Raw genomic sequence first — 11,564 nt, forward strand, 5'->3', positions numbered from 1 at the left:
GTCACAGTCCGCCGGTGACCTTGAGCCGGATGTAGAGATCGGCCAAGGCACCGGGAAGCTTCTCCGGGAGAGCATGGACCGAAGAGACGCCGAGCCCGCGCAGCCGAGTCTGCAACGATGCCGTCGCCAGCCTCTCAGACTCGGCGGCTGCCGCCGTATAGACGTCCTCGACGTCACCGCGCTCGGCAGCCAGCTCCTCGAGTGTGGGATCTTCGACTCCCGCGACCACGACCCGGTGATGGGTCGTGAGGGTCGGCAGCACGGGCAGGATATCCTCGGCGAAGGTCGCTTCGTCGAGCTGAGTGACCAGGACGACGAGCGCCTGCTGCCGCGAGGTCTGCATGACTGCGGCGGCGATCGACTCCCAGTTCGCCTCATAGAGCTCGGGGTGCACAGGTGTCAGCGCCACCGACAGGTCGTGGACCGGGTCATGCGCTCGGTGGCTCGACGCGACTGCGCGCACCCGGGCATCGGCGGCGATGACATCGACCCGGTCGCCAGCGCCGGTCGCCAGAGCCGTCAGCAGCAGCGAAGCCTCTAAAGCGGCATCGAAGACCGTGCCCTCGCCGCAGCGGCGGGCGGCGAAACGGGAGGAGTCGACGACGATGACGACGCGACGGTCCTTCTCGGGCCGCCAGGTCTTGACCACGAGGTTCTGTGCGCGGGCGCTGGCCCTCCAATCGATGGACCGGACGTCGTCGCCGTCGACGTAGTCGCGCAGCGAATCGAATTCGGTGCCCATCCCGCGGATCATCACCGCGGACCGTCCCTCGAGCTCCCGCAGCTTCTGCGTCTTCGACGGCAGTTCGCGCCGGGACACGAACGGAGGCAGCACTCGCACAGTGGCGGGGACGTCGATGCTCTTCTGCCGGCGGATAAGTCCGAGCACGCTGTGGCTGCGCACCGTCACCAGATCACCGGGCAGCGCACCTCGTCGCGTCGGTTCCAGTTCAGTGGTCACCTGTGCCTGCTCACCCGGTTCCAGCACATGACGGGACCGAGTCTCGACCGCCCCGGCGCTCGGCACCCAGGCGTCGCGGACGTGCAGCCGCAGCCGACGGTTCGTCCCGTTGATCAGCGACAGTGTGCTGTGGGTGCCATTGCCGAGGCGGACCATCGGTCCCGGTGTGCGCTGGAGTTCGAGTCCGTGGATCCTGGGGGCGAGGAAGAAGTCGGCGACCGCGGCCACGACGATCACCCCGGCCACGATCAGCGCCGTCGGCCACGTGGGCACGAGCATGACGGGCACGAGCCCGAGGAGGGTGAGCAGGAACAGCCGGGCGGTCATTCAGCGGGGCACTTCGGTCGTGGCGATGATCGAATCGAGGACCTGTCCGACGTCGAGACCATCCATCTGGGCCTCGGGGCGCAGGATGACTCGGTGTGACAGCGACATATGGGCCAGCGCCTTGACGTCGTCAGGGGTGACATAGTGTCGGCCGCTGAGCCACGCATGAGCACGGGCGGCACCGAGCATCCTCGTCGCTCCGCGGGGTGAGACGCCCAGTGCCAGGGAAGGGGTCTGGCGGGTGGCTCGGGCGAGGTCCACGATATAGGTGATGATCTGCGGGGCGATATAGATCTTCGCGATCGCCTCACGAGCCCGGCCGATGAGTTCGGCATCGGCGACCGGACGCAGACCTGCCGCTGCCAAGGATCCGGCGTCGAAGCCGCGGGCATGCCGGTCGAGGATCTCGAACTCGTGATCCCGCTCGGGCAGGTCGAGGACGAGTTTGAAGAGGAACCGGTCGAGCTGTGCCTCCGGCAGCGGGTAGGTGCCTTCGTATTCGACGGGATTCTGGGTGGCCGCGACGAGGAACGGTTCGGGCAGCTTCCGGGAGCGTCCGCCGACGGACACCTGATGCTCTTCCATCGCCTCGAGGAGAGCCGACTGGGTCTTCGGCGGAGTGCGGTTGATCTCATCGGCGATGAGGATGTTCGTGAACACCGGGCCGGGACGGAACGAGAAGTCCGAGGCGGACGCATCGTACACCAACGACCCGGTCACGTCACTGGGCATGAGGTCGGGAGTGAACTGCACGCGCGAGCTGTCGAGGCTGACTGCGGCCGCGAAGCTGCGCACGAGCAGAGTCTTCGCCACTCCGGGCACTCCTTCGAGAAGCACGTGGCCCTGGCACAGCAGTGCGATGAGCATTCCCGTCACTGCCTGGTCCTGTCCGACGACGGCCTTGGCGATCTCGGTGCGCACGCCGGTGAACGCCTCCCGGACCGGGTCTGGCTCCGCCTGTGGGGTCTGTGCGCTCGCGGCGGTCGGTGTCTGCTGTGCGACCGGTTCCTGAGGGTTCGTGGGGTCCTGGGGCGGCTGGGTCATGGGATCTCACTTTCGATCTGGGTGAGCTGATGGACGAGTTCAATGAGTTCGGTGTCGGTGTGTGCCGAAGCGGTGACGAAGACATGGTGGAGGTATCCCGGGTCGGCGCCCGTGGTGGCCGCGATCCGGGCGATGATGTCGGGGGTGCGGGCATCGGGGCTGAGGCTCAGCCGTTTGGCGATGCGCAGCAGCGCACCGGTGCGCAGAGTGTGCAGCGCCCCGTCCCGATCGTGGCTGCGGGAGCTCAGGGCGGCCCGACCGTGAACGGTCTCCACCGCCGGCACGATGACGGGCAGCTGCTCGATGGCCAACGGCCCGAACCTGCGCCCGATGACGAGCAGGAGGACGAGCACGCAGGGGATCAGCCACAGGACTCCGGCGAGGAACCAGTCGGGTACGAAATCGATCGTCGTCGGAGGCGACTGCTCATCGGATCCGTCGAAGGTCGGATGATAGACGACGACGTTCTGCGTCTGGGACAGCTGCGAAAGGACTAGAGAGGCGTTGCCTTCTTCGTCGATGTGCTCGTTGGTCACCCAAGCGGGATTGCCGAGCACAGTCAGCGGTACGGAACCGCCCGAATCGGTGACGACCTGTCCGCGCGCGGAGCCGGGGGCCACCTCGGCGTTGTCGATCTCATCGACCCCGGGCCCCGTGAACGGAAAGCAGGCGGCGATCCCGTCTGTATTCTTCTTCGTCTCCGCGTATTCGACGTCGCCCGTGGTCACGGCCCCTGCGCTGCGGGCGATGGGGGAGGCGCAAGCCGGCGGGGACGTGGCCTCCGGGTCGGCCAACGGGCTGAGGTTGTCGTTGACGGTGATCCGGTCGGTGAACTCCGTGATCGACGGGCCCGGGTCGACGAGGACGAGGCGGTTGCCGTGGGTGCGCAGGGCGTATTGGAGCCCGGCGATGTCGCCAGGGGAGAGCGCACCGGTGTTCGTGGGGATGAGCAGGGTGGTGTCGGGTCGGGCGGCGGCTGTGCGGGCCTGCTCCTGATCCTCGGTGGTGGTGACGTCGACATCATGGTCGCGCAGGGTTTCGACGAGGGCCTTCGTGCCGGTGCGCGCCGTCGAATCATAGTGCAGGGGCTCTTCGGACTCGTCGTCCCCGGTCAGCAGCACGAGCGCGATGACGGTGATGAGGACGACGAAGGCCGCGACGATCCACACCGAGGCAGAGCGCAGGCGGGTGCGCAGCGGAATCCGCGTGGTCGACCGGGTGCCGCGGGCGGCGACATCCAACTGTGCGCTCATGCCGGTGCCTCCTGGCGGTCTGCCGCCTGGTCGCCTGTTTCGTGGCGGTCTGCGCTTTGGCGGTAGCGGACCGGCATTGCGCTCAGCGTCCGGTCCAGTGCGCACAGCTCGGCATAGACCTCATCGAGGCGGTTCGCACGTGCCTTCCGCACGGCTTCCTCCCCGTACCGGAGGTCGTTGAAGACCTCGGCCACACCGTGGACGGCGGGTCCGTGCTCGGGCAGGGTCGCCTCGGTGGAACGGGCGATCTCACTGGCCGTGGCCGAGGACTCGAGTGAGACGATCTGCTTGACGGAGAGAACCGCGAAGATCGTACGGGATTGGTCGATGACGGCGGCCTCGAAGTCCCCGGCATTCGCGGCCCGGGCCGCGCTCTCACGCCACGGACCCGGTTCGGGCTGGGCCACGACCGGGTCGAATGCGGACAGCGGTACCCCGACACGTCGGAACCCTGCCCGGCGCACGCGCCAGACGATGAGGGCGATGATTGCGGCGAGACCGAGGACGACGAAGACGAGCAGCCAAGGGGAGTTCGCGCCAAGGGCGGTCCTGACCAGCGAATCCCACAGGGAGCTCAACCACTGGCCGATCTGCTCCAAGGGGGTGAGGTCGTTGGCGGCGTATTCGGATTTCGTCAGTTCGTGCTCGACCCATTCGCGGCCGGTGTCACGGTCGACGCTGGCCGAGGAGATCATCGGTCCTCCTCGGCGCGGATGAGAACGAGGTCGAGACCTTCGGAGCGCATCTGCTGATCGAAGAAGCAGACCGTCACAAGGCAAGCGAAATAGGCGAATAGGACTGCCGAGGAGATGAGCGTGAGTCCGAGCAGCAGACCGACGGAGACGACCGCGATGGCAGCTTGCGCCGTCGCTGACTCGGCGGTCGTCGTGATGCCGATGCCCAGGAGGAGCGAGACGATGAAGACGATCGGAGTGATGATGAGCTGGACGAGCTGATTGGACAGGAAGTATCCGAGCGCCAGCTGGCCGAGCATCCGCCAGAAGCCGCGTCCGGTCAGCTTCCAGGAGCGTCGGATCCCGGCGCGTACGCTCAGATCCTCCACCGCGATCGCCGATCCGACGAACGCCAATCGCAGGTTGATCCAGATGAGCGCGGCGAACCACAGCAGTGCGGCCAGCCCGGCCCAGACGAAGGCGAGGACCGCTGAATCGGCAGTGGCGAACAGCAGGGTCGGAGCGGCGAGGACCAACAGCAGGCCGAGGTTGATTCCGCTCATCAGCAGTGTGGCGGCGATGAGGCGCCAGCGGCGTCCCGATAGTGACTTCCATGCCCTCGACAGGGTAGTTCTGCGGGCGCCGAACGAGGCGCGGGTACCTGTGGCGATGAGCCCGGAGAGCAGGTGGGCCAATCCGAGGCTGAGCAGGCTCAGCGCTACCGACCCCAATTGGGCAAGAGCGATGAAGCCGGAGGCGGCATCCTCATTGCCGCTGAGGTCGTTGAAGAACGAGAGGAACTGCACCGCGATGAGGGCGCCGATGGCGGTGAGCAGCAGGCTCCAGAGGGTGAAGACGATGAGCGAGGAGCCGATGGACAGAGTGGGGATGAACCGCAGCAGGCGGAAGCCGGAGTCGAGTGCTTCGATGAACGTCAGCGGTCGCTTCGGCAGGAGCCCGCGCGGGGGAGGCGGCTGCCAGCCGCGTGAGGGAGGGGACGGTGAACGCGGCTGCCACCGGCCGGTGCGCCAGTCGACCTCCGAGGTCCATGCATTCGTCTGTCCCATCACGCCAATCCTGCCATGATTCGACGGCGAGTGCCGAGAGGTCTCCCTGTCCCGATCGGGCAGCGTCGACTGTGTCGATGCGTGTAGTCGGGAGCCGTCCAGAGGCCGTGATCGGCTCTCTGTGAAGGCATTGCGGAGGCTCTGCAGGAGCGCTGCGGGGACTGTGTTCGGGGCCGCGGCGAAGGTGTGGGTCGGTGTTGTCGGCGGATGCGGTGCCTGAGGTCAACGACAACGCCCGATAGGGTAGGAGTGTCGAGAACCGAAGAACACGCGAACATAAGGGACAATGGGAGCATGAACGCTCGAATCCTCGTAGTTGATGATGACACGGCTTTGGCCGAAATGATCGGAATTGTGCTCAAAAGCGAAGGCTTCGAGTCCTTCTTCTGTGCCACCGGCGACCAGGCCTTCGAAGAATTCCAGAAGGTCAACCCGGACCTTGTGCTCCTCGACCTGATGCTTCCCGGCAAGGACGGACTCGAAGTCTGCCGGGAGATCCGCGAGATCTCCTCGGTGCCGATCATCATGCTCACGGCGAAGTCCGACACCGTCGATGTCGTCCTCGGCCTCGAATCCGGTGCCGACGACTATGTGCCGAAGCCGTTCAAGCCCAAGGAGCTCATCGCCCGTGTCCGTGCGCGGCTGCGCATCTCCGAACCGCAGGCTCCCGAGCTGCTGACCGTCGGAGACGTCGTCGTCGACGTCGCCGGTCACACGGTGACCAAGGGCGGATCGCCGGTGTCGCTGACTCCGCTCGAGTTCGACCTCCTCGTCGCCCTGGCCCGCAAGCCGTGGCAGGTCTTCTCCCGCGAAACCCTCCTCGAAGAGGTGTGGGGCTACCGTCATGCCGCCGACACCCGGCTGGTCAACGTCCACGTGCAGCGTCTGCGTTCGAAGATCGAACGCGATCCGGAGAAGCCGGACATCATCGTCACCGTCCGCGGCGTCGGCTATAAGGCCGGCAGAGCCGCGTGACTTCCGAGTCAGCCGTGGACGGACCCGTCCGCACCGCGGCCTCGGCACTGAAGACGTTCTGGAACTTCATACTCCGATCGTTCAGCCACTCCCTGCAGGTCCGCATCGTCGTGCTCACGATCGTCCTCACTTCGGTGGCGATCTTCGGCGTCGGCACCTACATGTCCCAGCAGATCGCGCGCGGACTCTTCGACACGCGCCTGGATTCCCTGTCCTCGCAGACGCGGTCGATCCTGGCAGAGCTGCGATCACTGGCACCGGTCGACGGCCAAGCGGTCACTCAGGACACACTGAGTTCGCAGCTGTCCTCGATCTACAACCGTTCGGCCGGGTCCGTGTATTCGCTGACCCTCCAGCCGAAGGACCCGAACTCCTCGTTCTCGACGATCACCGCCGGTGGGCCCAGCGAAGACGGTGAGACCTCGCAGGTGCCCATCACCGATGAACTCCGCGAAGCCATCCGCAAAGCCCCGACCGATGACAAGCTCTACCAATCAGTGAGCCTGCCCGACGGCACGGGACCGGGTCTGCTCATCACCCAGGAGCTGCAGATCCCGGGAGCCGGTCAGTTCCAGCTGTACTACCTCGGCGATCTCAGCGAACAGCAGGACACACTGAACTTCGTACAGCGGTCGATGTTCGTCGCCGCCCTCGTCCTCGTCGTTCTCGTCGGTGCCGTCGCCTGGATCGTCACTCGACTCGTCGTCACTCCGGTGCGCACCGGCGCAGAGGTGGCCAGACTCATCGCCGATGGTGACCTGGACGAACGCATGCCGGTGCACGGCAACGATGAGATCGCCGTGCTGGGTGAGAGCTTCAACGACATGGCCGACACCCTCCAGCATCAGATCGAGCAGATGGAACGTCTGTCGGTGCTGCAGCGCCAGTTCGTCTCCGACGTCTCTCACGAGCTGCGGACACCGCTGACGACGATCCGTGCCGCCGCGGACCTCATCTACGATGCCCGCGACGACCTCGACCCCGTCACCGCGCGCAGCGCGGAGCTGCTGAACTCGCAGGCCGAACGCTTCGACAATCTGCTCTCCGACCTGCTGGAGATCTCCCGCTACGACGCCGGCGCCGCGGCCCTGGTGCCCAAACCCGTCGACATCGGCGCGATCGTGACCTCCGTGATCGAGACCGTGTCGATGGTGGCCGAACAGATGTCGACGGCCATCGTCGTCCATGCTCCGTCCTCACCGGTCATGGCCGAGGTCGACCGGGTGCGCATCACCCGAATCGTGCGCAACCTCGTCGTCAACGCCATCGAACACGGTGAGAACAATCCCGTCGACGTCTACGTCGCCTCCAACGCCGAGGCGGTGGCCGTGAGCGTGCGCGACCACGGAGTCGGTATGAACGAAGAGCAGGTTGAGCACGTCTTCGACCGGTTCTGGCGTGCCGATCCGGCCCGCAAGCGCACCCTCGGCGGGTCGGGCCTGGGCCTGGCGATCTCGCTCGAGGACGCCCATCTGCACAACGGCTGGCTGCAGGTCTGGGGCAAGCCCGGCGAAGGATCGTGCTTCCGCCTGACGATGCCCAGGCGCCCCGACCAGGAGATCACCTCTTCGCCTCTGCCCCTGCCGCCTCGCGATGCGCAGATCCGCGGTTCTGCGCTCGTGGCAGGACCGCTGTCCTCGGACGGCTCCGTCCGCATCCAGACCGGGTCGATCCCAATCGTCGTCGAAGCCGAGCCGGAGATGCTCGAGGAAGACAACGACACCCCCACCGAGGCGGCCCCGCAGTCCTCATCACCTCTGCCGACCACATCGATTGTTGAGTCGGCGACTGTTGAGTCCGCCGCGACGAATGCTGAGTCGGCCGACGACGAGGTGGACACCGTCGAGGAAGACTCCGCTGAGGCAGAAGCCGCTGAGGCCGGTAATTCTGAGGCAGGGGAGCGGTCCACGGACGTCAGCGACCCGGAACTGGACGGCGACGGCGACTCAGACGGCGTGAACGACAGTGAAGGAGGACGGCCATGACACGCACGATGCCCAGGGGCTTCCGTGTGAAGACCATGCTGGTGTCCGTCTTTACGGCTCTGGCCCTCGTCGGCTGCTCGTCGATCCCGACATCATCACCCGTCGGTCATATCGAAGACGACTCGGGCGATCCGGGGGTGAACAACGCACGGATCCCCGACGGACCCGAACCCGGAGACAGCCCATCGGACATCGTGCGCGGATTCCTCCGGGCAGGAGCGGGCACCGGCAACAACTTCTCCGTGGCACGGTCATTCCTCACCGAAGGCGAAGCACAGAAATGGAGCCCGCAGGAATCCGTGTCGGTGCTGCCCAACGACACGGACCTCGACTCCCTGAACGTCGGAACCACCTCCGATCAGAAGACGATGAGCATCTCGCCTCCGGTCGTCGGCCTCGTCGACTCCTCCGGCGTCTACAACTCCACCAAACCGGGCACTAAATCCACCTTGGAATTCTCCCTGCGGCAGGAGAACGGGGAGTGGAGGATCTCCTCGGCGCCGGACGGGCTGCTCATCAGCCAGACCGACTTCCGCACGATCTTCCTCAACTATTCGCTGCAGTTCTTCACCTCCGACTACTCGTATCTCGTCCCGGACTCCCGCTGGTTCCTTCGCTCGTCATCGACTCCGACCGTGCTGATGAACGAGCTGCTCAGCGGCCCTGCCCCCTACCTCTCCGGCGCGGTGATCACTGCGATCCCGGACGGGGCGAAGCTGAACGATTCGAATGTGGTCACGATCGAGAACGGCGTCGCCCAAGTGCCGCTGGGGCCGCAGAACCCGGCCCCGTCGGACCGCGAGAAGGGACTGATCCGCCAGCAGATCGCCACCACTCTGCAGGTCATTCCCTCGATCTCAGCAATCGACCTGAGCATCGGCGGACAGGCCATTCCGGCCAGCCTGCAGCCGAAGACCGACACATCGGTCCAGGTGGACGGTCCACCCGTGGTCCTCGCCGAAGACCACCTCGCACGGGTCTCTGGCACGACCGTGGCCAAGGTCGAGAACAGTCCGAACCTGAAGAAGGCGAAAGCCAGTGACCCTGCGGTGTCCTTGGACGATTCGCTGTACGTGTATCTCGCCGACGGCGGCAAACAGCTCATGCGATTGAAGTCCGACGCCGTCGACGCCACCCCGATCCTCGAGGGCAAGAAGCTCGTGCGCCCCAGCATCGATCGCTTCAACACGACCTGGACCGGTGAGACGGAGAACAAGGGCGAACTCAAGGCCGTCGGTCGCGACGGCAAATCCTTCACCGTGGCCGCCGACTTCCTCAACGGCCGACAGCTCGTCGACATCGAGGTCTCACGAGACGGAACCCGAGTCGCTCTGCTCAGCAAGCACAGGGGAGAGCCGGACCGCGTGGACGTAGTGGGCGTGCCCAGGGACAAGGCCGGCAACCCGTCCGGCCACGTCTCCGAGACACCGATCGAAGTGGGCGCGAACTTCGACGAGATCAAGGACGTCTCGTGGGCAGGATCGACGTCTCTCGTGGCTCTGGCCGCAGAGGAAGGCGAATCCGCGCAGCCGTTCCGCATCGGAGTCACAGGGCCTGCAGAACAGCTCGGCGAGGTCTCGGACGGAAGCCGCATCGCCGGCGGAGTGGACGGACGCTCGATCCTGGTCACCAGTTCCGATGGCGCGCTGTACAGCTACAACTCGAACGCATGGCAGAAACTCGTCGACGTCGCCGCGAAGGATCCCTCCTACCCAGGCTGACCCGAAGGGCAGTTCAACACCGAACCGCCGGGTCGGACATGGAGTAGATTGCTCCCATGGGGCTGCTCGGGGAGTTCGGCGAACTGCTCCTGCCCCGAAGGTGCGCCGGTTGCGGGCGGGAGAACGTGTCCCTGTGCACCCGTTGCCTGCAGCTGCTCGGCGGAATCCCACGGGCGATGGAACCACGCTACGGCACGATCCCGATCGTCGGCGTCTGCGAATACAACTCGCAGATCTCCAAGATGGTCGTCGGTTTCAAAGACGAAGGACGCCGAGACATCCTCGACCCTTTGGCACTGGCACTGACTCGTTCGATCGTCGCTGCCCTCGACCTCATCGGCTACTCGGGCGGCGCGATCCGGCTCTTCCCGGCGCCCAGTTCGGATCGGGCCAGACGGCGTCGGGGCGGATCGCACACGGCCACCTTGGCGGAACGGGCGAAGGAACTCTCACCGGAGCTGCCTCTGGAAGTCCACGATGTGCTCGCCGCCAAGCGATCGCGTGACCAAGTCGGACTCGGCGCGATCGAGCGGGCAGAGAACGCGCAGCGGACCCAATATCTCGACCGAAGGAGAATCGCTGAGATCTCGGAACCTCGCGCCGTGTCGGGCACCGGCTCAGCGTCTGCAGATGTGCTCATCGATGACTTCTCAACCACCGGAGCAACCTTGGCAGAAAGCGCACGTTTGCTAGCATCGGTGCAGATCAGACCCGCTGTAGGAGCTGTTCTCGGTCTCGGTCGCGGGGGCACTCGATTTGTCTCTCCCTTTACTGTATAACGGTGTTTACCCATCCAAGGGCATGGGATCGGATGAATCCGACGAGCGAGTCGCTAAGGACACATCATGGACATCGTTGTCAACGGCCGTCAACTGACCATCTCTGACAGCTTTCGAGCCCACATCGAAGACAAGATCGCGAAGGTCGAGCAGCTTGCTCCTCGCGCTCAGCGTGTCGAAGTGCATGTCACTCACGAGAAGAACTCCCGCCAGCCCGAGACGAGCGAGCGTGTTGAGCTCACGGTTGTGGCGAAGGGGCCGGCAATTCGGGCAGAGGCCATGGCAAGCGACAAATATGCGGCACTCGATCTGGCATGGGCGAAGCTCGTCGAACGACTGAGGCGAGCGAGGGACAGGCACAAGGTGCCGCGGTCCGGTCATCATCGAAAGGAATCCACTGCCGAGGTGTTGGCGAAGATGCCGGTGACCGAACCGATGGTTCCCGATGCGGATGCCGACGATGCGAAGCAGGACGCGGATCGCAATGCCGATCAGACGAACGGTCGCATCAAGGCCGAAGGCGATTCGCCGGTGGTGCTGCGTGAGAAGACCTTCAACGCCTCACCGATCGGCATCGAAGAGGCGCTGAACCGAATGGAGCTCGTCGGACACGACTTCTACCTATTCATCGATGAGGAGTCGAGCAAACCTTCCGTGGTCTATCGCCGCAAGGGCTGGAGCTACGGAGTCATCGCCCTCGACCACGAACTCGAAGAAGCAGTCGACTGACCAATTACTACCTGACGGCGGCCCAGCAACCTCGCGCGAGGTTGCTGGG

The 11,564-nt window shown here is 65.3% G+C and carries 10 protein-coding genes; 5 read left to right on the plus strand and 5 right to left on the minus strand.

Annotation, left to right across the window (positions count from 1 at the left end):
* Position 1: 1 nt before the first annotated feature.
* From BEP01S_RS07120 to BEP01S_RS07140, 5 genes are read right to left on the minus strand one after another with little or no spacing between them, the layout of a single operon-like run.
* Positions 2-1,288, minus strand: coding sequence for a DUF58 domain-containing protein (locus BEP01S_RS07120; RefSeq protein WP_039212657.1), 1,287 nt, complete (start codon positions 1,286-1,288; stop codon positions 2-4).
* Positions 1,289-2,332 carry an AAA family ATPase gene (locus BEP01S_RS07125; RefSeq protein WP_062241809.1) on the minus strand — a complete coding sequence of 348 codons (1,044 nt, stop codon included), beginning with the start codon at positions 2,330-2,332 and terminating at the stop codon, positions 1,289-1,291. It abuts the gene before it with no gap.
* Positions 2,329-3,585: a DUF4350 domain-containing protein gene (locus BEP01S_RS07130; protein WP_062241811.1), complete on the minus strand. Its 1,257-nt coding sequence runs from the start codon at positions 3,583-3,585 to the stop codon at positions 2,329-2,331. The genes BEP01S_RS07125 and BEP01S_RS07130 overlap by 4 nt, the downstream gene beginning before the upstream one ends.
* Positions 3,582-4,280 carry a DUF4129 domain-containing protein gene (locus BEP01S_RS07135; RefSeq protein WP_062241813.1) on the minus strand — a complete coding sequence of 233 codons (699 nt, stop codon included), beginning with the start codon at positions 4,278-4,280 and terminating at the stop codon, positions 3,582-3,584. Before BEP01S_RS07135 ends, BEP01S_RS07130 begins: the two co-directional genes overlap by 4 nt.
* Complete coding sequence (locus BEP01S_RS07140; RefSeq protein ID WP_039212649.1) at positions 4,277-5,326, minus strand: DUF7847 domain-containing protein; 1,050 nt, start codon at positions 5,324-5,326, stop codon at positions 4,277-4,279. The genes BEP01S_RS07135 and BEP01S_RS07140 overlap by 4 nt, the downstream gene beginning before the upstream one ends.
* A 294-nt stretch (positions 5,327-5,620) precedes the next feature.
* On the opposite strand from BEP01S_RS07140, the gene mtrA reads away from it, so the two are divergent.
* The 5 genes from mtrA to hpf all read left to right on the plus strand — a co-directional run bounded on the left by mtrA (position 5,621) and on the right by hpf (position 11,515).
* Positions 5,621-6,301 (plus strand): MtrAB system response regulator MtrA, encoded by a 681-nt coding sequence (gene mtrA, locus BEP01S_RS07145; protein WP_039212647.1) that lies wholly within the window; start codon positions 5,621-5,623, stop codon positions 6,299-6,301.
* Positions 6,298-8,286 carry an MtrAB system histidine kinase MtrB gene (gene mtrB, locus BEP01S_RS07150; RefSeq protein ID WP_083532611.1) on the plus strand — a complete coding sequence of 663 codons (1,989 nt, stop codon included), beginning with the start codon at positions 6,298-6,300 and terminating at the stop codon, positions 8,284-8,286. Before mtrA ends, mtrB begins: the two co-directional genes overlap by 4 nt.
* Positions 8,283-10,007, plus strand: coding sequence for an LpqB family beta-propeller domain-containing protein (locus BEP01S_RS07155; protein WP_062241815.1), 1,725 nt, complete (start codon positions 8,283-8,285; stop codon positions 10,005-10,007). Before mtrB ends, BEP01S_RS07155 begins: the two co-directional genes overlap by 4 nt.
* 56 nt (positions 10,008-10,063) lie before the next feature.
* Complete coding sequence (locus tag BEP01S_RS07160) at positions 10,064-10,786, plus strand: ComF family protein (protein ID WP_039212645.1); 723 nt, start codon at positions 10,064-10,066, stop codon at positions 10,784-10,786.
* Between the two features lie 66 nt (positions 10,787-10,852).
* Positions 10,853-11,515 (plus strand): ribosome hibernation-promoting factor, HPF/YfiA family, encoded by a 663-nt coding sequence (gene hpf, locus BEP01S_RS07165; RefSeq protein WP_039212643.1) that lies wholly within the window; start codon positions 10,853-10,855, stop codon positions 11,513-11,515.
* Positions 11,516-11,564 lie beyond the last annotated feature (49 nt).

This window comes from Brevibacterium epidermidis NBRC 14811, assembly GCF_001570805.1.
Classification (GTDB): domain Bacteria; phylum Actinomycetota; class Actinomycetes; order Actinomycetales; family Brevibacteriaceae; genus Brevibacterium; species Brevibacterium epidermidis.

What these genes read in the sequence shown, in the direction of transcription:
- BEP01S_RS07155 (WP_062241815.1), top strand. Translation starts at nt 8,283, where the DNA reads ATGACACGCACGATGCCCAGGGGCTTCCGTGTGAAGACCATGCTGGTG.
- BEP01S_RS07140 (WP_039212649.1), bottom strand. Translation starts at nt 5,326, where the DNA reads ATGGGACAGACGAATGCATGGACCTCGGAGGTCGACTGGCGCACCGGC.
- hpf (WP_039212643.1), top strand. Translation starts at nt 10,853, where the DNA reads ATGGACATCGTTGTCAACGGCCGTCAACTGACCATCTCTGACAGCTTT.
- BEP01S_RS07125 (WP_062241809.1), bottom strand. Translation starts at nt 2,332, where the DNA reads ATGACCCAGCCGCCCCAGGACCCCACGAACCCTCAGGAACCGGTCGCA.
- BEP01S_RS07160 (WP_039212645.1), top strand. Translation starts at nt 10,064, where the DNA reads ATGGGGCTGCTCGGGGAGTTCGGCGAACTGCTCCTGCCCCGAAGGTGC.
- BEP01S_RS07135 (WP_062241813.1), bottom strand. Translation starts at nt 4,280, where the DNA reads ATGATCTCCTCGGCCAGCGTCGACCGTGACACCGGCCGCGAATGGGTC.
- mtrA (WP_039212647.1), top strand. Translation starts at nt 5,621, where the DNA reads ATGAACGCTCGAATCCTCGTAGTTGATGATGACACGGCTTTGGCCGAA.
- BEP01S_RS07130 (WP_062241811.1), bottom strand. Translation starts at nt 3,585, where the DNA reads ATGAGCGCACAGTTGGATGTCGCCGCCCGCGGCACCCGGTCGACCACG.
- BEP01S_RS07120 (WP_039212657.1), bottom strand. Translation starts at nt 1,288, where the DNA reads ATGACCGCCCGGCTGTTCCTGCTCACCCTCCTCGGGCTCGTGCCCGTC.